Genomic DNA, 23,979 nt, shown 5'->3' with positions numbered 1-23,979 from the left:
TTTAGGACAAGGAATCATAATGAACTATCAATCAGAAAAAAGACTAGAAAGAAGACTGTATGGATAATCGACCAATTGGTTTTTTGGATTCAGGTGTCGGGGGCTTGACTGTTGTTCGTGAGCTCATGCGCCAGCTTCCCCATGAAGAAATCGTCTATATTGGAGATTCGGCACGGGCGCCCTATGGTCCCCGTCCTGCTGAGCAAATCCGTGAATATACTTGGCAGTTGGTCAACTTTCTCTTGACCAAGGATGTCAAAATGATTGTCATTGCTTGTAACACTGCGACTGCGGTCGTCTGGGAAGAAATCAAGGCCCAACTAGATATTCCTGTCCTAGGTGTGATTTTGCCGGGAGCTTCGGCAGCCATCAAGTCCAGTCAAGGTGGGAAAATCGGAGTAATTGGAACCCCCATGACGGTCCAATCAGATATCTACCGTCAGAAAATCCATGATTTGGATCCAGACTTACAGGTGGAAAGTTTGGCCTGTCCCAAATTTGCTCCTCTGGTAGAGTCAGGTGCACTTTCGACTAGTGTAACCAAGAAAGTGGTTTATGAAACCCTGCGTCCCTTGGTCGGCAAGGTGGATAGCTTGATTTTGGGGTGTACTCATTATCCGCTCCTTCGCCCTATCATCCAAAATGTCATGGGACCAGATGTAAAACTCATCGATAGTGGAGCAGAGTGTGTACGGGATATCTCGGTTTTGCTTAACTATTTTGAAATCAATCGTAGCCGAGATGCTAACCCGCTTCAGCACCGATTTTACACAACAGCCAGCAGCCAAAGTTTTGCTCAAATTGGAGCAGAATGGCTGGAAAAAGAGATTCATGTGGAGCATGTAACATTATGACAAATAAAATTTATGAATACAAGGACGACCAGGACTGGTATGTCGGTGTCTGGGACGTCTATGGAGGCATCTACAGTCTCATCAAAGATCCGCTTGAGCGTGATTTTATGGATTTGGCGCGGATTTTTCGTGATGAGGAAAATGGCTTTCCAATTACGATAACGGTGATGCGCTGGTCTTCTAACTACCGTCTGCTCTCCTTTATCGTTGAGATTTTAAATGCGGAAGCAGGACGTAACTTGGAAGTCATCCAACGTCAGGGAGCCCTGCTCTTGGTTGAAAATGGGCAGCTTTTGCATGTCGAACTACCTAAAGAAGGAGTCGATGTTCAAGACTTCTTTGAAACTAGTAAGGTTAGAGAAACCTTGTTGATTGCTACTCGTAACGAGGGCAAGACCAAGGAGTTCCGAGCTATCTTTGATAAGTTAGGCTATGATGTGGAAAATCTTAATGATTATCCAGACCTACCTGAAGTAGCAGAAACAGGCATGACTTTTGAAGAAAATGCTCGACTTAAGGCAGAAACCATTTCCCAATTAACAGGTAAGATGGTTTTGGCAGATGACTCAGGTCTCAAAGTCGATGTTCTCGGTGGTTTGCCAGGAGTCTGGTCAGCTCGTTTTGCAGGTGTGGGAGCGACTGATCGTGAAAATAATGCCAAGCTCTTGCACGAATTGGCCATGGTCTTTGATCTCAAGGACCGTTCGGCTCAGTTCCATACGACCCTAGTTGTAGCCAGTCCAAACAAGGAAAGCTTGGTTGTTGAAGCTGACTGGCCGGGTTACATTAACTTTGAACCCAAGGGTGAGAATGGCTTTGGTTATGATCCCCTCTTCCTTGTGGGAGAGACAGGCAAGTCAGCAGCTGAATTAACCCTGGAAGAAAAAAATAGCCAATCCCACCGTGCCTTAGCCGTCAAGAAACTTTTGGAGGTATTTCCATCATGGCAAAGCAAACCATCATTGTAATGAGTGATTCCCATGGCGATAGCTTGATTGTGGAAGAAATTCGTAATCGCTATCTGGGGAAAGTCGATGCCATTTTTCACGATGGTGACTCTGAACTCCGTCCCGATTCTCCGCTCTGGGAGGGTATCCATGTCGTCAAAGGCAACATGGACTTTTATGCTGGCTACCCAGAACGTTTGGTGACTCAACTTGGTCCAACCAAGATCATCCAGACTCACGGACACTTGTTTGATATCAATTTCAACTTTCAAAAGTTGGACTACTGGGCTCAGGAAGAAGATGCCGATATTTGTCTCTATGGTCACTTGCATGTGCCAAACGCTTGGATGGAAGGCAAAACACTCTTTTTAAATCCAGGCTCCATCAGTCAACCACGAGGGACTATCAGAGAATGTCTCTATGCCCGTGTGGAGATTGATGACAGCTATTTCAAAGTAGACTTTTTGACACGTGATCATGAGATTTATCCAGGCTTGTCCAAGGAGTTCGCTCGATGATTGCTAAGGAATTTGAAGCATTTTTACTGGAGCAGGAAGGAACCTTTCTCACCCCTGCTGACAATCTAGCAGCTTTGATTGATACCCATAACGCCGAACATGCGATTTTGGTATTGAGTCAAATCACCTATACCCGTATCCCTGTTGTGACCTTTGACAAACGCTTTGTCGGAACCATTGGCCTGAGAGATATTTTAGCATATCAAATGGAGCAAGGTTTGACGGATGAACAGATGGCAACGACAGATATCGTCAATATGACCAAGACAGATGTGGCAGTCGTCGCTCCAGACTATAACATCACAGAGGTCCTCCATAAACTGGTGGATGAACCCTTCTTGCCAGTCGTAGATGATGAAGGGATTTTTCAAGGAATTATCACGCGCAAGTCCATCCTCAAGGCCGTCAATGCCCTCTTGCATGACTTTAGTAAGGAATATGAGATTCGATGCAAATGAGAGATAGAATTTCAGACTTTTTAGAGGGAAAGCAGGGTTTGTCTGCCAATTCCAAACAATCCTATAGATATGATCTGGAGCAATTTTTAGATATGGTAGGGGAGCGGATCTCTGAGACCAGTCTTAAGATTTACCAAGGCCAGCTAGCCAATCTAAAAATCAGCGCCCAGAAGCGAAAACTTTCGGCCTGCAACCAATTTCTCTACTTTCTCTATCAAAAAGGTGAAGTGGACAGTTTTTACCGTCTGGAATTAGCCAAACAAGCTGAAAAGAAGACCGAAAAGCCAGAGATTCTAGACTTAGACTCTTTTTGGCAGGAAAGTGATTATCCAGAGGGGCGCTTGCTGGCGCTCTTAATCCTAGAAATGGGACTCTTGCCAAGCGAGATTTTAGCCCTTAAGGTTGCAGATATCAATCTGGATTTTCAGGTGTTGCGAATTAACAAGGCTTCCCAACAGAGGATTGTCACCATACCCACGACCTTGATTCCAGAGCTAGAACCCTTGATGGGGCAGACCTATCTCTTTGAAAGGGGAGGGAAAGCCTATTCTCGTCAGTGGGCCTTTCGTCAGCTGGAGTCCTTTGTCAAGGAGAAAGGTTTCCCAGCCTTATCAGCCCAAGCCTTGCGGGAACAGTTCATTCTAAGACAAATAGAAAACAAGGTCGATTTGTACGAAATTGCAAAAAAACTAGGATTAAAAACAGTCCTGACCTTAGAGAAATATAGATAATGGATATTAAATTAAAAGATTTTGAAGGGCCCCTGGACTTGCTCTTGCACCTGGTTTCCAAGTATCAGATGGATATTTACGATGTGCCCATTACGGAAGTCATCGAACAGTATCTAGCCTATGTCTCAACCCTGCAGGCCATGCGTCTGGAAGTGACGGGTGAGTACATGGTCATGGCTAGTCAGCTCATGCTGATCAAGAGCCGCAAGCTCCTGCCAAAGGTAGCAGAAGTGGCTGATTCGGAGGATGACCTGGAGCAGGATCTTCTCTCTCAAATCGAAGAATACCGCAAATTCAAGCTCCTGGGTGAGCACTTGGAGGCCAAGCACCAAAATCGGGCCCAGTACTATTCCAAAGCGCCGACAGAGTTGATCTACGAAGATGCGGAGCTTGTGCATGATAGGACGACCATTGACCTCTTTTTGGCTTTTTCAAATATCCTAGCCAAGAAAAAAGAGGAGTTCGCTCAGAATCACACGACCATCTTGCGGGATGAGTATAAGATTGAGGACATGATGGGCATTGTAAAAGAGTCCTTGACTGGACGAGACCAGTTGCGTTTGCAGGATTTGTTCAAGGAAGCCCAGAATGTCCAAGAGGTCATTACCCTCTTTTTGGCAACCCTAGAGTTAATCAAAACCCAGGAGCTGATCCTCGTGCAAGAGGAGAGTTTCGGAGATATCTATCTCATGGAAAAGAAGGAAGAAAGTCAAGAGGCATAAAGCTAGACTTGATAGAGAGGAAAGATGAGTACTTTAGCAGAAATAGAAGCGCTCTTGTTTGTAGCAGGTGAAGATGGGATTCGAGTCCGTCAGTTGGCTGAACTCCTCTCACTTCCCCCGACAGGCATCCAGCAGAGTTTAGAAAAATTAGCCCAAAAGTATGAAAAAGACCAAGAGTCGAGCTTGTCCCTGATCGAGACAGGGGGCGCTTACAGATTGGTGACCAAGCCTCAATTTGCAGCGATTTTGAAGGAATACTCCAAGGCGCCCATCAATCAGAGTTTATCTCGGGCAGCCCTTGAGACCTTGTCCATCATTGCCTACAAGCAGCCGATTACGCGGATAGAAATCGATGCTATCCGTGGAGTCAACTCGAGTGGGGCCTTGGCAAAGTTGCAGGCTTTTGAATTGATAAGAGAAGATGGGAAAAAAGAAGTTCTTGGGCGACCAAACCTCTATGTAACAACGGATTATTTCCTAGATTACATGGGGATAAACCATTTAGAAGAATTGCCAGTGATTGATGAGCTTGAGATTCAAGCCCAAGAAAGCCAATTATTTGGTGAAAGGATAGAAGAAGATGAGAATCAATAAATATATTGCCCACGCAGGTGTGGCCAGTAGGAGAAAAGCAGAAGAGCTGATCAAGCAAGGCTTGGTGACGGTCAATGGCCAAGTGGTGCGTGAACTCGCAACGACTATTAAGTCAGGCGACAAGGTCGAAGTGGAAGGTCAACCAATCTACAACGAAGAAAAGGTCTACTATCTTCTCAATAAACCGCGCGGTGTGATTTCCAGTGTGACAGATGACAAGGGCCGCAAGACGGTTGTTGACCTCTTGCCCAATGTCAAAGAGCGCATCTACCCTGTGGGACGTTTGGACTGGGATACATCAGGTGTCTTGATTTTGACCAATGATGGGGACTTTACAGACGAGATGATTCACCCACGTAATGAGATTGACAAGGTCTACGTTGCGCGTGTTAAAGGCGTAGCCAATAAGGAAAATCTCCGCCCCTTGACTCGTGGTCTTGAGATTGATGGCAAGAAAACCAAGCCAGCTGTTTATGAAATTCTCAAAGTGGATCCAGTTAAAAATCGCTCTGTGGTACAGTTGACTATCCATGAAGGGCGTAACCACCAGGTTAAAAAGATGTTTGAAGCTGTCGGCCTCCAAGTGGATAAGTTGTCTCGGACACGTTTTGGGCACTTAGATTTGACAGGTCTCCGTCCGGGAGAATCTCGTCGCCTTAACAAAAAAGAAATCAGCCAATTACACACCATGGCGGTAACCAAGAAATAATGAAACGAATCTTAATAGCGCCAGTACGCTTTTACCAACGTTTTATCTCGCCAGCCTTTCCGCCCTCATGTCGCTTTGAACCTACTTGTTCCAACTACATGATTCAAGCTATTGAAAAACATGGCTTCAAGGGTGTTCTGATGGGCTTGACTCGGATTTTGCGTTGTCATCCCTGGTCGAAAATAGGCAAGGATCCCGTCCCAGATCACTTTTCACTCAAACGAAATCATAAATAAAACGAATTACAATGGTGATTCGTTTTATTTATAAGCAGTTTCAAGTTGGAATGATGATTCCCACTACCCTTCTTCTCTAAAAAGTGGTAAAATGGAGGACAGAAAGAAGGAACTGATATGACAACATTATTTTCAAAAATCAAAGAAGTGACCGAGCTTGCTGCGATCTCAGGTCATGAAGCGCCTGTCCGTACCTATCTTCGTGAAAAGTTGACCCCGCACGTGGATGAAGTAGTGACAGATGGCTTGGGTGGTATTTTCGGAATTAAACATTCAGAAGCTGCGGATGCGCCCCGTGTTTTGGTCGCTTCTCACATGGACGAAGTTGGTTTTATGGTCAGCGAGATTAAGCCAGATGGTACCTTCCGTGTCGTTGAAATCGGTGGCTGGAACCCTATGGTAGTCAGCAGCCAACGTTTCAAACTCTTTACTCGTGACGGTCGTGAAATTCCTGTGATTTCAGGTTCTGTTCCGCCACATTTGACACGTGGAACAGGTGGACCAACCATGCCAGCTATTTCGGATATCATTTTTGATGGCGGTTTTGCGGACAAGGCTGAAGCAGAAAGTTTTGGAGTCCGTCCTGGAGACACTATCGTTCCAGATAGTAGTGCCATCCTAACAGCCAATGAAAAAAATATCATCTCCAAAGCTTGGGACAATCGCTACGGTGTTCTCATGGTGAGCGAGTTAGCTCAAGCCTTGTCAGGTCAAAAACTCGGAAATGAACTCTATCTTGGCTCTAACGTCCAAGAAGAAGTTGGTCTTCGTGGGGCTCATACTTCTACAACTAAGTTTGACCCAGAAGTCTTCCTAGCAGTTGACTGTTCACCTGCTGGTGATGTCTACGGTGGCCAAGGCAAGATTGGGGATGGCACCTTGATTCGCTTCTACGATCCAGGTCACTTGCTTCTCCCAGGTATGAAGGATTTCCTTTTGACAACGGCTGAAGAAGCTGGCATCAAGTACCAATACTACTGTGGAAAAGGCGGAACGGACGCTGGAGCAGCTCATCTGAAAAATGGTGGTGTCCCATCTACAACTATCGGTGTCTGTGCACGTTATATCCACTCTCACCAAACCCTCTACGCTATGGATGACTTCCTAGAAGCCCAAGCTTTCTTGCAAGCCTTGGTGAAAAAATTGGATCGTTCAACGGTTGATTTGATTAAAAATTATTAAACATAAGGGAGGTTGATCGGGATGGAAGAAGCAAATCTAGAAAGCCTTATAAAAGACCTCTACAATCATGCCCGTCAGGGCTTGAGTGAAGATTTAGTTGCTGCTCTCCTAGAGACTGCTAAGAAGCTGCCTACTACAAATGAGCAGTTACTAGCAGTCCGTCTCTCAGGACTGGTCACCCGTGAATTGCTCACCAATCCCAAACACCCAGCACCTGAATTGATAAACTTGGCTCGTTTTATCAAAAGAGAAGAAGCCAAGTACAGAGGAACCGCGGTTTCTGCTATTATGTTTGGAGAGCTATTTAAAATGCTTTGATTCCATTGTGAATCAAAGCATTTTTTTTTACGTTAGAAAAAATTTTCTTGATTAAGAGACGAAAAAAACCACCTAAATTAAGGTGGCTTCTTACCAATTAAATTTGTTCAGCAATGACCTTTTCAGCTAGGTTCATAGCATGGTCAGACACACGAGTGTAGTGGGAAATGATGTCGATAAAGTTGACTCCAGCTTGTGTAGAACATTCACCCTTGTTAAGGCGTTTGATATGGGTCTTTCTGAGAATGCGTTCCATATTGTTGATTTCTTTATGGCGTTCAATCAGACTTTGAGCTTTTTCAATATCGTTATTTTCCACACTATCGAGGGCATCCTTGATAAATGCAGTTGTTGCTTGATAAATCTCAGCTAATTCCTCTAAAGCAGCATCAGAAAACTGAACATTCTTGCGTTGGAGATAGTCTGTTAGGTTGATTAACCCTTCTGCGTGGTCTCCAATCCGTTCCAAATCACGAGACGAGTCGAGGATGTTGGTTAGGATTTCACTTTCCTTTTGACTCAATGATTCGCTTGAAAGGCTAATCAGGTAACGAGTGAGTTTTTCGTCAATTGTGTTAATTGCTTCTTCAGTCTTGTGGCCTTTCTCCGCTAGTTTTTCATCTAGATTGACGATGTAGTCGTAGGAAAGGTCAAAAGCTTTTGCAGCATAGTTCCCCAAGTGAAGCAGTTCTTTTTTGGCATTTCCTAGAGCGATAGAAGGAGCCTGTTTGATGAGTTGTTCGTCCAAGTAGAGAGCCTCGTATTTAACAACTTCATCTTCACCAGGAATGAGCTTGGTTACAAGGTAAGCTAAGGCGCCGATGAATGGGAACTGGATAATGGTATTTGTAATATTAAAGGTCCCGTGGGCAAAGGCAATGGTCATTTCTGGAGCTAGATTGAGCGCCGATTCAAACCATTGAATCAAGCCCGTGAAAGGTACAAGGAAGACAATACAGATAACCGTACCAATTACGTTAAAGGCGACATGGGCACCGGCAACACGTTTGGCAGCGATATTGGCTCCAAGAGAAGCAATGATGGCTGTAATGGTCGTTCCGATATTATCACCAAACAAGACCGGTAGGGCACCTTGTAGGTCAATCAAACCACTTGCGTACAGATTCTGTAAGATACCGATAGTGGCGGATGAAGCCTGAATGAGTAGGGTCAATCCAGTTCCGACAAAGACACCTAGAATAGGACTCTTACTTAGTTCAACCATGTAGTCTCTAAAGACTTGAAGGTCTTTTAGGGGTTCCATTGCACCGCTCATAAGATTGAGGGCGAAGAAGATACCACCAACACCAAAGATAATCCGTCCGATGTTATTGATGGAACGATTCTTGGTGAAGAAGAGACAAACCGCTCCGATAAAGAGCATAGGTAAGGCGTAATCTCCTAGCTTAAAACCGATGATAAAGGATGTAACGGTGGTTCCAATATTGGCACCCATGACAATACCGATAGCCTGACGCAAGGTCAAAAGTCCTGCACTGACAAGTCCCACTGTAATGACAGTAACACCAGAACTTGATTGAATCAGCGCCGTCATACCGATACCAACCAGCACACCGAAGAAGGGATTGCTGGTATATTTGTCAATGTAAAAACGAAGGCGATCTCCAGCAGCTTGTTGCAAACCGTCTCCCATGGTCTTGATACTATATAAAAATAGTCCCAGACCACCTAAAAAGTGAAATAAAATTTCCTGCCAATTAATGGACATTTCTTTTTCCTCCGAAAAATAATCGCGGAATTTCTCCTATTCTATTTTAAAGGATAATAGGAAATCTAACAAGTGTTTAATGGAAATTTTCATAAGAAAAAGGTAACTTTCTTTAAAAATAGAGGATAAATTTACTGTAAGAGAGTCGAATGATAGGATTGTGTCCAAATTTTACTGATTATTATCCTAGTTATAGTTTTTGTGTCAAACAGATTGACATCGCTTTCATATAAGATAAAATGAAAATGATCCTGTTCGGGTGGTGTCCACTATGAACAGTTGCTTTTTATTTTATTAGGAGGATAAGATGAAAGATCTATTTTTTGAAAAACGTTGCCGTTACAGTATTCGTAAGCTGTCAATCGGGGCTTGTTCCTTGATGATTGGTTCAGCTCTATTTGCGAGCCCAGCTCTTGCCGAACAGGTCGCTGCCCCTGAAACAGCTGCTAGTACGAGCACTCAAGCGACAAGTGCCAGTGAAATGACTAATCCAGAAACCGCAGCCATCGAAAAGCAATTAGAGGAAACTGAAAACAAAGTAGCTGAGCAACCAATTTCAGAAAACACTCCAGCAATAGCTGATTTGCTCAATGAAAAAGAAGAGGCAAAGCCAGCTCCGACAGAAAAAGTTGAGGAGCTAGCCCCAGCAACTGACAAAGAAGGAGTCAAGCCTGAGGAAGCTCCTCAAGTGGTTGACAATAAAGCCGACAAACCAAGTCTAGCAGACGTTCCTAAAAATGAAGAGAAGAGTCTCCGACCAAAAGAAATCAAATTTGATACATGGGATGATTTGTTGAAATGGGAACCGGGTGCGCGTGAGGATGATCCCATCAATCGTTCCTCAATTGAACTCGCCAAGCGCCATAGAGGTCAGTTGGTTAACGAAAAAGCAAGCAGAAGAGCTAAAGTTCAGGCGCTAGCAAATACCAACTCAAAGGCTAAAGACCACGCTTCTGTTGGTGGAGAAGAATTCAAGGCCTACGCCTTCGATTACTGGCAATACTTGGATTCAATGGTCTTCTGGGAAGGCCTAGTCCCTACTCCAGATGTCATTGATGCCGGGCACCGTAACGGTGTGCCTGTTTATGGAACCCTCTTCTTCAACTGGTCAAACAGCATTGCCGACCAAGAGAAGTTTGCTGAGGCTTTGAAGCAAGATGAGGATGGCACCTTCCCGATTGCACGTAAACTTGTTGATCTCGCTAAATACTATGGCTTTGATGGCTACTTCATCAACCAAGAAACAACGGGGGAATTGGTAGCACCTCTTGGTGAAAAAATGCGCCAATTCATGCTCTATACCAAAGAATACGCAGCCAAAGTCAACCACCCAATCAAGTATGCTTGGTACGATGCCATGACCTACAAATACGGTCGTTACCATGAAGATGGTCTAGGTGATTACAACTACCAATTCATGCAAAAGGAAGGTGACAAGGTCCCTGCAGATCAATTCTTTGCTAACTTCAACTGGAACAAGGAAAAAAATGACCACTCTGTAGAGATGGCAAAATGGCTAGAACGTAGTCAGTATGATGTCTTTGCAGGCTTAGAATTGCAACAAGGTGGTTCATATAAGACCAAGGTCAACTGGGATGCTCTCTTAGATGAAAATGGCAAGTTGCGTTTATCACTTGGACTCTTTGCGCCAGATACGATTACCAGTCTAGGAAAAACAGGCGAAGACTACCACAAGAACGAGGACATCTTCTTTACAGGTTACCAAGGAGATCCAACAGCTCAAAAACCAGGTGATAAAGAGTGGTATGGAATTGCCAATTTAGTTGCGGACCGCACTCCAGCAGTAGGACGCACCTTCACTACCTCTTTTAATACAGGTCATGGTAGAAAGTGGTTTGTAGATGGCAAAGTTTCTAAGGATTCTGAATGGAACTACCGTTCTGTTTCAGGAGTCTTGCCAACGTGGCGCTGGTGGCAGACTTCAACAGGTGAAAAACTCCGTGCAGAATATGACTTTACAGATGCCTACAATGGCGGAAACTCCCTTAAATTCTCAGGTGATGTAGCTGGTAAGACGGACCAAGATGTGAATTTGTATTCTACTAAACTAGAAGTAACGGAGAAAACCAAACTTCGGGTTGCCCACAAGGGAGGAAAAGGCTCGAAAGTTTATATGGCCTTCTCTACGACTCCAGACTACAAATTTGAGGATGCAGAGGCATGGAAAGAACTGACTCTCTCTAATGACTGGAAGAATGAAGAATTTGACCTTAGCTCACTAGCAGGTAAAACCATCTATGCAGTTAAACTCTTCTTCGAACATGAAGGTGCTGTAAAAGATTATCAGTTCAACCTAGGACAATTAACTATCACGGACAATCACCAAGCGCCACAAGCACCTACAGGTCTCTCTGTGGTGAAGCAATCTCTTAAGAATGCTCAAGAAGCTGAAGCAGTTGTTCAATTTACGGGTAACCAAGATGCAGATTTCTATGAAGTCTACGAAAAAGATGGGGATAACTGGCGCTTATTGACAGGATCATCTGCTTCCACTATCTACTTGCCAAAAGTTAGCCGCTCTGCTAATACGACTGGTACGACTCAGGAATTGAAAGTCGTTGCGGTTGGTAAAAATGGCCTCCGTTCCGAAGCTGCGATGGCATCCTTTAACTGGGGGATGACAGTTCAGGATACGACTCTCCCAAGACCTTTGGCTGAAAATATTGTTCCAGGGGCAACGGTTATTGGTAGCACTTTCCCGAATACTGAAGGCGGCGAAGGTATCGAAGGTATGTTGAACGGTACCATTACTAGCCTGTCAGACAAGTGGTCTTCAGCTCAGTTGAGCGGTAGTGTGGATATTCGCTTGACCAAGCCACGTACCGTTGTTAGATGGGTCATGGATCATGCGGGAGCTGGTGGTGAGTCTGTTAACGATGGTCTGATGAACACTAAGGATTTTGATCTTTACTACAAGGATACAGATGGCGAGTGGAAACTAGCTAAGGAAGTCCGTGGCAATAAAGCGCACGTTACGGATATCACTCTTGATAAATCAATAACCGCCCAAGACTGGCGTTTGCATGTCATTACATCTGATAACGGAACACCTTGGAAAGCCATTCGTATCTACAACTGGAAGATGTACGAAACCTTGGATACAGAAAGTCAAAATATTCCAATGGCTAAGGTAGCTGCTCGTTCACTTGGAAACCACCAAGTTCAACTAGGCTTCTCTGATGTTCCGGCAGGCGCAACCATCACCGTTTACGACAAGGCAGATTCACAAACACCAATTGCAACCTTGAAGACTGAAACTGGTGGCGACCTAGCAACTGCACCATTGGCCTTTGACAAGCAACCACATCTCCTCTATTATCGTACCCAACTACCTGGCAAAGAAATCAGTAACACCTTGGCTGTAGCGATTCCACAGGATGAAAGAAAAATTAAATCTGTTAGCCTTGAAAAAGGACCTAAGAAGACAGTTTATAAAGAAGGAGAAAAACTGGACCTCAGAGGCGGAACACTCCGTGTTCAATACGAAGGGGAACAAGCCGACGAGCTGATTAACCTTACTCACTCAGGTGTGACGGTATCTGGATACGATGCTCATCAAAAAGGGGAACAAAACCTAACACTTCAATACCTTGGTTTACCAGTGTCAGGTGATCTGAAAGTCCAAGTGACAGGACAGGATGAAGGAAAACCAAAAGAAGTAGCGGGCTTGTATATTACTAAGAAACCAAAAACAGACTATCTAGTAGGGGATCAACTGGATCTCTCTGAAGGTCGCTTCGGTGTTCTCTATGATGATGAGACAGAAGAAAGTCATGCCTTTACGGATCAAGGTGTTGAAATTACAGGTTACGATGCTCAAAAGACTGGTCGTCAAACCTTGACCTTGCATTATAAGGGACACACTGCTGAGTTTGATGTCTTGGTTTCTCCAAAAGTAGCTGTCAACGATGAGTACCTCAAACAAGAAATCACTGCTGCCCAAGGTCGCCAGTCAACCCTTGCCTATACCTTCTCAAGTGAGGACAAACAAGCTGTACTAGTAGAGAAACTTAATGCAGCGAAAGCTGTTGCAGAAAACCATGATGCCAGTCAAGAAGACGTTAACAAAGCCTTGAATGAATTGAAACAAGCTGGAGCGGACTTGGATGGAAATCAACGTTATCAAACTGCTAGAGAAGAATTGGAAGGCTTGCTCGAATCCGTCCGTGCAAAAGATTCTCAAGATGAGTTGATTGCCCAAGCTGAAGCTTTGTTGTCTTCACAAACACCAACTCCACAAGCTTTTGCCGACATGAAAGAAAAGTTGAATAAGAAACTAGCACCTGCAGAAGAAAACCATCATGTTGGAAGCATGGATCCAAGTGAAGTAGCTCCAACAGTTGAAGCCCTCCCTGAACTAGTTATTGAAACTGAAACAACAGCCTTTGAACGTCAGGAGCGACCAAACGCCGAGCTTCTCAAAGGACAACGCCGTGTTGTGCAAGCTGGAGTTGAAGGTCAAAATCGTCACTTTGTAGAAGTAGATATCCAAGGCAAACGCACTCTACGTTCGACTGAGGTAGTCAAGGAAGCAATCCCAGAAATCACTGAAGTTGGTACAAAGGTTCTGTCAAGTAACCAACCAGCTGAAGGTGTGAAAGATTTAGTTCTAGAAACTCCGAAACTGGAAGTTGAAGAGAGAACAGTTTCCTTCGAACGTCAAGAACGACCAAATGCAAGCCTTCTGAAAGGTCAACGTCAACTTGTCCAAAAAGGAGAAGAAGGTCAAAATCGTCACTTTGTAGAGGTGGATGCCCAAGGCAAACGCACCCTTCGTTCAACTGAAGTTCTCAAGGAAGCTATCCCAGAAATTACCGAAGTTGGAACAAAAGTTCTGTCAAGTAACCAACCAGCTGAAGGTGTGAAAGATTTAGTTCTAGCAACTCCGAAACTAGAAATTGAAGAGGATACAGTAGCCTTCGAACGTCAAGAGCAACCAAATGCAAGCCTTCTGAAAGGTCAACGTCAACTTGTCCAAAAAGGAGAAGAAGGTCAAATTCGTCACTTTGTAGAGGTGGATGCCCAAGGCAAACGCACCCTTCTTTCAACTGAAATTCTCAAGGAAGCTGTCCCAGAAATCACAGAAGTTGGAACAAAAGAAGAGCTAGACTCACAAACAAGAGATCAAGCGCTTTTAGCTACACCAGTAAAAGTTGAAGAAGTAAGTAAAGAGCTGCCAAATACGGGAGCGACAAGAGATGCCAGTCTAGTAGCGCTGGGTCTTCTCGGAGTAATGAGTGGCTACGGCTTGCTTGCTGGAAAGAGGAGAGAAGACTAATCGGATTTACGAATCTTGGATTTTCTCATAAAAATAAAAAAACAAGGTTTGACTGCAAGTCGGTCAGGCCTTGTTTTGATTATTTTATCTCGCATTGATTAGTTATTTGATAAGGTTTTTCTAGATTTGATTTTAAAAAATCCTAATTTCAGTCGCAAGAAAGAACAAGAAAAGTTTAGGGTTTTTCTATCTCTTTTGCTGATTTTGTGATATAATTAACACGTATAAAAAAAGAAGGAGTCATATCAAATGGCAAAATTAACTGTTAAAGACGTTGACTTGAAAGGGAAAAAAGTTCTCGTTCGTGTTGACTTCAACGTACCTGTTAAAGATGGCGTGATTACCAATGACAACCGTATCACTGCAGCTCTTCCAACTATCAAGTACATCCTTGAACAAGGTGGACGTGCAATCCTCTTCTCTCACCTTGGACGTGTAAAAGAAGAGGCAGACAAAGAAGGTAAATCACTTGCTCCTGTAGCTGCTGACTTGGCTGCTAAATTGGGACAAGAAGTTAAATTTATCCCAGGTGTTACACGTGGTGCTGAATTGGAAGCCGCTGTTAACGCTCTTGAAGATGGACAAGTTCTCTTGGTTGAAAACACTCGTTTCGAAGATGTTGACGGCAAGAAAGAATCTAAAAACGATCCTGAACTTGGTAAATACTGGGCATCACTTGGAGATGGCATCTTCGTAAACGATGCATTCGGTACAGCTCACCGTGCACACGCATCTAACGTTGGTATCTCAGCAAACGTTGAAAAAGCAGTTGCTGGTTTCCTTCTTGAAAACGAAATTGCCTACATCCAAGAAGCAGTTGAAGCTCCAGAACGTCCATTCGTGGCTATCCTTGGTGGTTCAAAAGTTTCAGACAAGATCGGTGTTATCGAAAACTTGCTTGAAAAAGCTGATAAAGTTCTTATCGGTGGTGGGATGACTTACACATTCTACAAAGCACAAGGTATCGAAATCGGTAACTCACTTGTAGAAGAAGACAAATTGGATGTTGCGAAAGCTCTTCTTGAAAAAGCAAACGGCAAATTGATCTTGCCAGTTGACTCAAAAGAAGCAAACGCATTTGCTGACTACACTGAAGTGAAAGACACTGAAGGTGAAGCAGTTGATCCAGGTTTCCTTGGTTTGGATATCGGTCCAAAATCTATCGCTAAGTTTGATGAAGCTTTGACTGGTGCGAAAACAGTTGTCTGGAACGGACCTATGGGTGTATTTGAAAACCCAGACTTCCAAGCTGGTACAATCGGTGTCATGGACGCTATCGTGAAACAACCAGGTGTGAAATCAATCATCGGTGGTGGTGACTCAGCTGCTGCAGCGATCAACCTTGGTCGCGCAGACAAGTTCTCATGGATCTCTACTGGTGGTGGAGCTTCAATGGAGCTTCTTGAAGGTAAAGTATTGCCAGGTTTGGCAGCACTTACAGAAAAATAAGCTTTCGTAAACGAAACGATGAAAAGAGGAACTTAGTTTCCTCTTTTTCTTGTTGTTTGAATTAAAAACGTTTCCTATTGATTTTGGCTCATAAAATCAACTAATTTATGATAAAATGGAAATAGAAAGTTGAGATTATGGGTTATTTTAAAAAATATAAATTTGATAAGTCACAGTTCAAGCTTGGTCTACGAACCTTTAAAACCGGAATTGCTGTTTTTTTAGTTCTCTTGATTTTTGGATTTTTTGGTTGGAGGGGACTTCAAATTGGGGCTTTGACGGCAGTCTTTAGTTTGAGAGAAAGCTTTGACAAGAGTGTTCATTTTGGGACATCACGCATTCTAGGAAACAGTATCGGAGGTTTCTACGCCCTTGTTTTCTTCCTTTTAAACACTCTATTTCAAGAAGCCTTTTGGGTGACCTTGCTGATCGTTCCAATCTGCACCATGTTAACCATTATGACAAATGTCGCCATAAATAATAAGGCGGGAGTTATCGGCGGAGTTTCGGCAATGTTGATTATTACCCTATCGATACCGAGCGGGGAGACGATTTTGTACGTTTTTGCTCGTGTATTTGAAACTTTTATGGGTGTTTTTGTAGCAATACTCGTAAATTATGATATTGATCGTTTCAGAAATCTTTTAGAGAAAAAAAGAAAATAATGTTATATTTTGTGACATTATTAATTGACGTATGGATTTTTTTAGACTATAATAGACAGAAAGAAGGAAATTGTAAATGAAGGAAAAAGAATTTCGTCGAAATATGGCTGTTTTTCCTATCGGTAGTGTGATGAAGTTGACCGATCTATCGGCGCGTCAGATTCGTTATTATGAAGATCAAGAGTTGATAAAGCCTGATCGAAACGAAGGGAACCGTCGTATGTATTCTTTGAATGACATGGATCGATTGCTTGAGATCAAAGATTATATCTCTGAAGGTTTCAATATCGCTGCCATTAAGAAGAAATATGCTGAACGTGAGGCGAAATCCAAGAAAGCAGTGAGCCCAACGGAAGTACGTCGTGCGCTTCATAATGAGCTCCTCCAGCAGGGACGCTTTGCTTCAGCGCAGTCACCTTTTGGTCGCGGTTAGGCAATCGCAAGTAGTCATATATTAAGGAGAAAACCCATGCCAATCACAGCTGCAGATATTCGTCGTGAAGTCAAGGAAAAAAATGTTACCTTTATCCGTCTCATGTTTTCAGATATTCTGGGAACCATGAAAAACGTCGAAATTCCTGCTACAGATGAACAGTTAGACAAGGTCTTGTCAAACAAAGCCATGTTTGATGGATCTTCTATTGAAGGTTTTGTACGTATCAACGAATCGGATATGTACTTGTACCCAGACTTGGATACGTGGACAGTCTTTCCTTGGGGAGATGAAAACGGAAGTGTTGCAGGTTTGATTTGTGATGTTTATACAACAGAAGGTGAACCATTTGCAGGTGATCCTCGTGGCAACCTCAAACGTGCTCTTCGTCACATGGAGGAAGTGGGATTCAAATCTTTCAACCTTGGACCAGAGCCAGAATTCTTCCTATTTAAGTTGGATGAAAATGGGGATCCGACACTTGAAGTGAATGACAAGGGTGGCTATTTTGATTTGGCGCCTACTGACCTTGCGGACAATACGCGTCGTGAGATTGTGAATGTCTTGACTAAAATGGGATTTGAAGTAGAAGCAAGTCACCACGAGGTTGCGGTTGGTCAACATGAAATTGACTTCAAGTATGATGAAGTCCTCCGTGCTTGTGATAAGATTCAAATCTTTAAGCTTGTAGTAAAAACCATCGCTCGCAAACATGGTCTTTACGCAACCTTTATGGCGAAACCCAAATTTGGTATTGCTGGATCAGGTATGCACTGTAATATGTCCTTGTTTGATGAGAATGGGAATAACGCCTTCTTTGATCCAAACGATCCAAAGGGAATGCAGTTGTCTGAAACAGCCTACCATTTCCTTGGTGGTTTGATCAAGCATGCTTATAACTATACTGCCATCATGAACCCAACGGTTAACTCCTACAAACGTTTGGTTCCTGGTTATGAAGCGCCAGTTTACATTGCTTGGGCTGGTCGTAACCGCTCGCCACTAGTTCGTGTACCGGCTTCACGTGGTATGGGAACTCGTCTTGAGTTGCGCTCAGTAGACCCAATGGCAAACCCATACATCGCTATGGCTGTTCTTTTGGAAGTTGGTTTGCATGGTATTGAAAACAAAATCGAAGCACCAGCTCCTATCGAAGAAAATATCTACATCATGACAGCAGAAGAGCGTAAGGAAGCTGGAATCACTGATCTTCCATCAACTCTTCATAATGCCTTGAAAGCTTTGACTGAGGATGAAGTGGTTAAGGCGGCCCTAGGTGAACACATCTATACGAGCTTCCTTGAAGCTAAGCGTATCGAGTGGGCTAGCTATGCAACCTTTGTTTCACAATGGGAAGTTGATAATTATCTTGATCTTTACTAATATAGAAGAAAGATTGCCTGAGGGTGATCTTTTTTTGCATTTTATATCGAGCTGTGATATAGTTTATATAACGAAGCGCGATGTATCGAATTAAATAGGAGGTGTGGTTAAATGGAATTAACAGATAAGATTAGGCGTGTTTACCTTCCCATGACTGAAACGGGTTTTTATATCTTGTTTTGTTTACAGAAGGAGAACCATGGATATGGTATCACACAAAAGGTCAAGGAGATGACAGATTCGCAAGTTTCGATTAGTCCTGGAACTATGTATGGGACCTTGTCAAAGATGGAAAAGGATGGCTTGATTTTCTTTGTCCGAGAAGAGGAAAAACGGAAAATTTATCAGATAACAGATTTGGGACGCAAAGTCTTAGATATTGAATTGAAACGTATTGAGCGGCTCTACAGAAACAGTCGGGAGGAAGGATGATGGGAAAGAAGGTTATTTATAGAATTGCTACCATTGCGGATTATGATAGAGAGGCTTTATATCTTAGAAAAATGCATGCCAAGGGCTGGAAACTCAAGGAAGTAACCTACTCTATCTTGTTGTTTGCAGTTAAGTATACCTTTGAAAAGTGCCAACCGGAGCAGGTGTCTTATCAGTTAGACTTTTATCCAATGAAAAAATCAGAGAGAGCCTCCTATTTGCAACTGTTTAAAGACTGTGGATGGGAGCATATTACAGACTTTAATGGGTTTTCCTACTTTAGAAAGCTTCATTCTGGAATTGAGTCGGATGCTGAGTTTGAAATTTATAATGACGCGATCGGGAAGTTAGCTGTGGTCAAACGGATTTTAACGAGGCGGATGCTTCCTATTTTGCTTCTCTTTTTAGCTCTACTACCGGTTTTCTCAAAGTTTGTCAGTGGAGCTAGTTCTTTCAGTTGGGAATTGTTTTTGATTTTCATAATAGATTGTGTTTTATTAATTATTTTTGCGATTCAGATTTCTTATATTTTTTGGAGATTGTTTCAAAAATGGAAAGAATTATCTGATAAATGAAGCAATACCTGTTTTCTAATCTGGAGGTAAGACAATGAATAGTGAAGTACAATTTCGGATTTTTACAATAGTTGATTTGGACAAGGAAGAAGAATATTTACATGAGATGCACTTAAAAGGTTGGAGATATAAAACGAGTAGATGGTGGATTTTCTATTTTGAAGAAAGTGAGCCAGATGATGTGATTTACCTTGTATGTGGTAAACAGTTTTTTAAGAAATATTATCATCAGCTAGAAAATTTGAAAGATAGAGGTTGGAAGCTTGTAGAGGTTTGTCCGTCTTCTATTTTTCGGAAACCGGCTTCTGATTTACTTCCGGAGGATCAAGTATTCTATAGGAATCATGGTCTTAGATGGGAAATGGTAATTTCTAGACTCCGTTCCTCTATGGCTACCCTTTTGGGTGGGCTTGTTGTTTGTTTGATTTTATATAGAGAAAATCTCTCTTCATCTTTCTTCCTTATTTTCGGTATTTACGGTCTCATGATTTCTTATCTAATCTATGGTTTTTTCAGACTTAAAAGGAAATACCAAGTAGATGGAAGGTAGGGTTCTAGGTCTTTAGACTGATTTTTAGCACTCTTGATAAAAGAGTGCTAATTTTTTGAGTTTTTGTCTTGACATTCTCTTCTAAGGGTGTATAATAGAATCATAAGTTAGCACTTGAAGGTTACGAGTGCTAAAAAGATCTATCAGAGAGGAGTGACGAGATGGTTACGGAACGTCAGCAGAATATTTTAAATCTGATTATTGACATCTTTACCAAAACGCACGAACCTGTTGGATCCAAAGCGCTACAAGAGTCTATTAATTCTAGTAGTGCTACCATTCGTAATGATATGGCAGCTCTAGAAAAACAAGGATTGCTTGAGAAAGCTCATACTTCAAGTGGTCGGATGCCTAGTGTGGCTGGTTTTCAGTACTATGTAAAACACTCCTTGGCTTTTGATCGACTGGCTGAAAATGAGGTTTATGAGATTGTCAAAGCCTTTGATCAGGAATTCTTCAAACTGGAGGATATTCTGCAAGAGGCCGCCAATCTACTAACAGACCTGAGCGGCTGTACGGTAATAGCACTGGATGTTGAGCCGAGTAGACAACGGTTGACAGCCTTTGATATCGTTGTTTTGGGACAACATACAGCCTTGGCAGTATTTACCCTAGACGAGTCCCGAACGGTTACCAGTCAATTTCTGATTCCAAGGAACTTCTTGCAGGAAGATTTAAATCGCCTCAAGACCTTGATTCAAGAACGTTTCCTCGGTCACACCGTTCTAGATATTCACTACAAGATTCGGACAGAGATTCCGCAGATTATCCAGCGTTACTTTACGACAACGGACAATGTCATGGATCTCTTTGAACACATTTTTAAAGAAATGTTCAATGAAAACATTGTGGTATCGGGCAAAGTCAATCTCTTGAACTTTGCCAATCTAGCAGCCTATCAGTTCTTTGACCAACCACAAAAGGTGGCTCTGGAGATTCGTGAGGGTCTACATGAAGATCAGATGCAAAATGTCCGTGTTGCGGACAGTCAAGAATCCTGTTTAGCTGATCTAGCAGTGATTAGCAGTAAATTCCTCATTCCTTATCGGGGTTTTGGAATTCTAGCAATTATCGGTCCGGTCAATCTGGACTACCAGCAATTGGTCAATCAAGTCAATGTTGTCAATCGTGTTTTGACCATGAAGTTGACAGATTTTTACCGCTATCTCAGCAGTAATCATTACGAAGTACATTAAGATTGAAATCATTAAAGGAGGCGAAAATGGCCCAAGATAAAAAAAACGAAGAAATGAAAGAAGAGGAAGTTGTGGAAACTACTGAAGAAACAACTCCTGAGAAGTCTGAGTTGGACTTGGCAAATGAACGTGCGGATGAGTTTGAAAACAAATACCTTCGCGCTCATGCAGAAATGCAAAATATTCAACGCCGTGCCAATGAAGAACGTCAAAACTTGCAACGTTATCGTAGCCAGGACCTGGCAAAAGCAATCTTACCATCGCTCGACAACTTAGAACGTGCACTAGCAGTTGAAGGTTTGACAGACGACGTCAAAAAAGGATTGGAGATGGTGCAAGAGAGCTTGATTCACGCTTTGAAAGACGAAGGAATTGAAGAAATCGCAGCTGACGGCGAATTTGACCATAACTATCACATGGCCATCCAAACTCTCCCAGCAGACGATGAACACCTGGCAGACACTATAGCACAAGTCTTCCAAAAAGGCTACAAACTCCATGATCGTATCTTACGCCCTGCCATGGTGGTGGTTTATAACTAAGATACAAAACCCGTAAAAAGCTCACAGTAAAAATAGGAGATTGACGAAGTGTTCGATGAACACAAGAAAATCTATCTTTTTTACCCAGAGCTTAGGGCGTGTTTGATTAGGCAATTCTGACGGTAGCTAAAGCAACTCGTCAGAAAACGGCAATCGCTATGGCGTTTGCCTAGCCTCCTTACTAACTCGTCGTCGAAATAATATCGATTTCGACTCCTCGTGTCGTAACATAATAGAAAACTTGTCCGAAATGACGATAAACTATGAAGAAAGTTAAGAAAGTTGTTCAGCTTTGCAATAGTGAGCGAAGCGAACCAAAGGCGATACTCTTCGCCGTGGCGCTATTTTCGCAAACTTTGAGACATTAGGCTCAAAGTTTAGTCAAAGAGATTGACGAAGTCAAGCTCTGACGGCGTCGCCACTTAAGAAGAGTATCAAAAAGAAAATAGAAAATTAACTAACAAGGAGAAAAACACATGTCTAAAATTATCGGTATTGACTTAGGTACAACAAACTCAGCAGTTGCAGTTCTTGAAGGAACTGAGAGCAAAATCATCGCAAACCCAGAAGGAAACCGCACAACTCCATCTGTAGTGTCATTCAAAAACGGAGAAATCATCGTTGGTGACGCAGCAAAACGTCAAGCAGTTACAAACCCAGATACGGTGATCTCTATCAAATCTAAGATGGGTACTTCTGAAAAGGTTTCTGCTAACGGTAAAGAATACACTCCACAAGAAATCTCAGCTATGATTCTTCAATACTTGAAAGGTTACGCTGAAGATTACCTTGGTGAAAAAGTAACGAAAGCAGTTATTACAGTTCCAGCTTACTTCAACGATGCTCAACGTCAAGCAACAAAAGACGCTGGTAAAATCGCTGGTCTTGAAGTAGAACGCATCGTTAACGAACCAACTGCAGCAGCACTTGCTTACGGTTTGGACAAGACTGACAAAGAAGAAAAAATCTTGGTATTCGACCTTGGTGGTGGTACATTTGACGTCTCTATCCTTGAATTGGGTGACGGTGTCTTCGATGTATTGTCAACTGCAGGGGACAACAAACTCGGTGGTGATGACTTTGACCAAAAAATCATTGACCACTTGGTAGCAGAATTCAAGAAAGAAAATGGCATCGACTTGTCAGCTGACAAGATGGCTCTTCAACGTTTGAAAGACGCAGCTGAAAAAGCGAAGAAAGACCTTTCTGGTGTAACATCAACTCAAATCAGCTTGCCATTTATCACTGCTGGTGAGGCTGGACCTCTTCACTTGGAAATGACTTTGACTCGTGCGAAATTCGATGATTTGACTCGCGACCTTGTAGAACGTACAAAAACTCCAGTTCGCCAAGCCCTTTCAGATGCAGGTTTGAGCTTGTCAGAAATCGACGAAGTCATCCTTGTCGGTGGTTCAACTCGTATCCCTGCCGTTGTTGAAGCTGTTAAAGCTGAAACTGGTAAAGAACCAAACAAATCAGTGAACCCTGACGAAGTAGTTGCGATGGGTGCTGCTATCCAAGGTGGTGTCATCACTGGTGATGTGAAAGACGTTGTCCTTCTTGACGTAACACCATTGTCACTTGGTATCGAAACAATGGGTGGTGTCTTTACAAAACTCATCGAGCGCAATACAACAATTCCAACATCTAAATCACAAGTCTTCTCAACTGCAGCAGACAACCAACCAGCTGTTGATATCCACGTTCTTCAAGGTGAACGCCCAATGGCAGCAGATAACAAGACTCTTGGACGTTTCCAATTGACAGATATCCCAGCTGCACCTCGTGGAATTCCACAAATCGAAGTAACATTTGACATCGACAAGAACGGTATCGTATCTGTTAAGGCCAAAGACCTTGGAACTCAAAAAGAACAAACTATTGTCATCCAATCAAACTCAGGTTTGACTGATGAAGAAATCGATCGCATGATGAAAGATGCTGAAGCGAATGCTGAAGCAGATAAGAAACGTAAAGAAGAAGTTGACCTTCGTAACGAAGTAGACCAAGCAATCTTTGCAACTGAAAAGACAATCAAGGAAACTGAAGGTAAAGGTTTTGATGCTGAACGTGATGCTGCTCAAGCTGCCCTTGATGACCTTAAGAAAGCCCAAGAAGACAACAACTTGGACGAAATGAAAGCAAAACTTGAAGCATTGAACGAAAAAGCTCAAGGACTTGCTGTTAAACTCTACGAACAAGCTGCAGCAGCCCAACAAGCTCAAGCAGGAGCAGAAGGCGCACAAGCAACAGGAAACGCAGGCGATGACGTCGTAGACGGAGAGTTTACGGAAAAGTAAGATGCAAAGCCCGTTAAAACCTCACAGTGAAAATAGGAAATCTGACGCAGAAACTTTAGTTTCTAGGAAGATTTGTCTTTTTCACCAAGAGGTTAGGGAGTGCTCGATTTAGCATTACTAGTTTGATTTTTAAAACTCGAACGTCGTAGTGATAGGA

Annotated in this window: 23 protein-coding genes; 22 read left to right on the top strand and 1 reads right to left on the bottom strand. The window is 42.9% G+C overall.

Translation table 11 applies throughout. The annotated features are described in order from the left end of the window. Positions 1 to 59 precede the first annotated feature (59 nt). The 11 genes from racE to ACVC7S_RS06820 all read left to right on the top strand — a co-directional run bounded on the left by racE (position 60) and on the right by ACVC7S_RS06820 (position 7,269). Positions 60 to 854 (top strand): glutamate racemase, encoded by a 795-nt coding sequence (gene racE / locus ACVC7S_RS06870; RefSeq protein ID WP_084877437.1) that lies wholly within the window; start codon positions 60 to 62, stop codon positions 852 to 854. Next, the gene (locus ACVC7S_RS06865; RefSeq protein ID WP_447266631.1) at positions 812 to 1,822 is read left to right on the top strand and encodes a nucleoside-triphosphate diphosphatase; all 1,011 of its coding nucleotides are present in this window, start codon (positions 812 to 814) and stop codon (positions 1,820 to 1,822) included. The genes racE and ACVC7S_RS06865 overlap by 43 nt, the downstream gene beginning before the upstream one ends. Further along, a complete protein-coding gene (locus ACVC7S_RS06860; protein WP_001118958.1) occupies positions 1,798 to 2,319 on the top strand; it encodes a metallophosphoesterase in 522 nt (173 codons plus the stop codon). Before ACVC7S_RS06865 ends, ACVC7S_RS06860 begins: the two co-directional genes overlap by 25 nt. Next, a complete protein-coding gene (gene cbpB / locus ACVC7S_RS06855; RefSeq protein WP_447266630.1) occupies positions 2,316 to 2,777 on the top strand; it encodes a cyclic-di-AMP-binding protein CbpB in 462 nt (153 codons plus the stop codon). The genes ACVC7S_RS06860 and cbpB overlap by 4 nt, the downstream gene beginning before the upstream one ends. Continuing rightward, a complete protein-coding gene (xerD, locus tag ACVC7S_RS06850; protein ID WP_447266629.1) occupies positions 2,774 to 3,508 on the top strand; it encodes a site-specific tyrosine recombinase XerD in 735 nt (244 codons plus the stop codon). Before cbpB ends, xerD begins: the two co-directional genes overlap by 4 nt. Next, entirely contained in the window at positions 3,508 to 4,230 is a 723-nt protein-coding gene (locus ACVC7S_RS06845) for a segregation/condensation protein A (RefSeq protein ID WP_096406065.1), read from the top strand. The genes xerD and ACVC7S_RS06845 overlap by 1 nt, the downstream gene beginning before the upstream one ends. A gap of 24 nt (positions 4,231 to 4,254) precedes the next feature. Beyond that, complete coding sequence (scpB, locus tag ACVC7S_RS06840) at positions 4,255 to 4,824, top strand: SMC-Scp complex subunit ScpB (RefSeq protein WP_000105289.1); 570 nt, start codon at positions 4,255 to 4,257, stop codon at positions 4,822 to 4,824. Continuing rightward, on the top strand, positions 4,811 to 5,533 hold the full coding sequence (locus tag ACVC7S_RS06835; RefSeq protein ID WP_001222230.1) for a pseudouridine synthase: 723 nt from the start codon (positions 4,811 to 4,813) through the stop codon (positions 5,531 to 5,533). Before scpB ends, ACVC7S_RS06835 begins: the two co-directional genes overlap by 14 nt. Beyond that, the gene (gene yidD, locus ACVC7S_RS06830; protein WP_447266628.1) at positions 5,533 to 5,769 is read left to right on the top strand and encodes a membrane protein insertion efficiency factor YidD; all 237 of its coding nucleotides are present in this window, start codon (positions 5,533 to 5,535) and stop codon (positions 5,767 to 5,769) included. Before ACVC7S_RS06835 ends, yidD begins: the two co-directional genes overlap by 1 nt. A 117-nt stretch (positions 5,770 to 5,886) precedes the next feature. Further along, on the top strand, positions 5,887 to 6,951 hold the full coding sequence (gene pepA / locus ACVC7S_RS06825; protein WP_447266627.1) for a glutamyl aminopeptidase: 1,065 nt from the start codon (positions 5,887 to 5,889) through the stop codon (positions 6,949 to 6,951). A gap of 21 nt (positions 6,952 to 6,972) precedes the next feature. Beyond that, positions 6,973 to 7,269, top strand: coding sequence for a bacteriocin immunity protein (locus ACVC7S_RS06820; protein ID WP_447266626.1), 297 nt, complete (start codon positions 6,973 to 6,975; stop codon positions 7,267 to 7,269). Between the two features lie 97 nt (positions 7,270 to 7,366). On the opposite strand, the gene ACVC7S_RS06815 is transcribed toward ACVC7S_RS06820, so the two are convergent. Beyond that, positions 7,367 to 8,998 (bottom strand): Na/Pi cotransporter family protein, encoded by a 1,632-nt coding sequence (locus ACVC7S_RS06815; protein WP_447266625.1) that lies wholly within the window; start codon positions 8,996 to 8,998, stop codon positions 7,367 to 7,369. A gap of 307 nt (positions 8,999 to 9,305) precedes the next feature. Between ACVC7S_RS06815 and ACVC7S_RS06810 the strand changes: the two genes are divergently transcribed. The 11 genes from ACVC7S_RS06810 (at position 9,306) to dnaK (ending at position 23,822) form a co-directional block, all read left to right on the top strand. After that, positions 9,306 to 14,297, top strand: a complete 4,992-nt coding sequence (locus ACVC7S_RS06810) for an endo-beta-N-acetylglucosaminidase (RefSeq protein ID WP_447266624.1) — start codon at positions 9,306 to 9,308, stop codon at positions 14,295 to 14,297. Positions 14,298 to 14,546: 249 nt separating this feature from the next. Further along, a complete protein-coding gene (locus tag ACVC7S_RS06805) occupies positions 14,547 to 15,746 on the top strand; it encodes a phosphoglycerate kinase (RefSeq protein ID WP_001096770.1) in 1,200 nt (399 codons plus the stop codon). A 137-nt stretch (positions 15,747 to 15,883) separates the two neighbouring features. Continuing rightward, the gene (locus tag ACVC7S_RS06800; protein ID WP_447266623.1) at positions 15,884 to 16,411 is read left to right on the top strand and encodes an FUSC family protein; all 528 of its coding nucleotides are present in this window, start codon (positions 15,884 to 15,886) and stop codon (positions 16,409 to 16,411) included. A 76-nt stretch (positions 16,412 to 16,487) separates the two neighbouring features. Continuing rightward, entirely contained in the window at positions 16,488 to 16,844 is a 357-nt protein-coding gene (glnR, locus tag ACVC7S_RS06795) for a transcriptional repressor GlnR (protein ID WP_000659541.1), read from the top strand. 36 nt (positions 16,845 to 16,880) lie between these two features. Continuing rightward, on the top strand, positions 16,881 to 18,227 hold the full coding sequence (glnA, locus tag ACVC7S_RS06790) for a type I glutamate--ammonia ligase (protein ID WP_042902032.1): 1,347 nt from the start codon (positions 16,881 to 16,883) through the stop codon (positions 18,225 to 18,227). A 111-nt stretch (positions 18,228 to 18,338) separates the two neighbouring features. Continuing rightward, positions 18,339 to 18,659, top strand: coding sequence for a PadR family transcriptional regulator (locus ACVC7S_RS06785; RefSeq protein WP_000423976.1), 321 nt, complete (start codon positions 18,339 to 18,341; stop codon positions 18,657 to 18,659). Next, positions 18,659 to 19,234: a DUF2812 domain-containing protein gene (locus ACVC7S_RS06780; protein ID WP_447266707.1), complete on the top strand. Its 576-nt coding sequence runs from the start codon at positions 18,659 to 18,661 to the stop codon at positions 19,232 to 19,234. Before ACVC7S_RS06785 ends, ACVC7S_RS06780 begins: the two co-directional genes overlap by 1 nt. A gap of 34 nt (positions 19,235 to 19,268) precedes the next feature. Beyond that, complete coding sequence (locus ACVC7S_RS06775; protein WP_447266622.1) at positions 19,269 to 19,784, top strand: DUF2812 domain-containing protein; 516 nt, start codon at positions 19,269 to 19,271, stop codon at positions 19,782 to 19,784. A gap of 161 nt (positions 19,785 to 19,945) precedes the next feature. Further along, positions 19,946 to 20,980, top strand: coding sequence for a heat-inducible transcriptional repressor HrcA (hrcA, locus tag ACVC7S_RS06770; RefSeq protein WP_447266621.1), 1,035 nt, complete (start codon positions 19,946 to 19,948; stop codon positions 20,978 to 20,980). A gap of 26 nt (positions 20,981 to 21,006) precedes the next feature. After that, positions 21,007 to 21,522: a nucleotide exchange factor GrpE gene (grpE, locus tag ACVC7S_RS06765; protein WP_447266620.1), complete on the top strand. Its 516-nt coding sequence runs from the start codon at positions 21,007 to 21,009 to the stop codon at positions 21,520 to 21,522. Between the two features lie 476 nt (positions 21,523 to 21,998). Next, a complete protein-coding gene (gene dnaK / locus ACVC7S_RS06760) occupies positions 21,999 to 23,822 on the top strand; it encodes a molecular chaperone DnaK (protein WP_447266619.1) in 1,824 nt (607 codons plus the stop codon). Positions 23,823 to 23,979 lie beyond the last annotated feature (157 nt).

The sequence above is a fragment of the Streptococcus sp. Z556 genome (genome assembly GCF_053010225.1).
The sequence above is the reverse complement of the archived record's forward strand: the minus strand, read 5'-3'. Positions and strand labels throughout refer to the sequence as shown.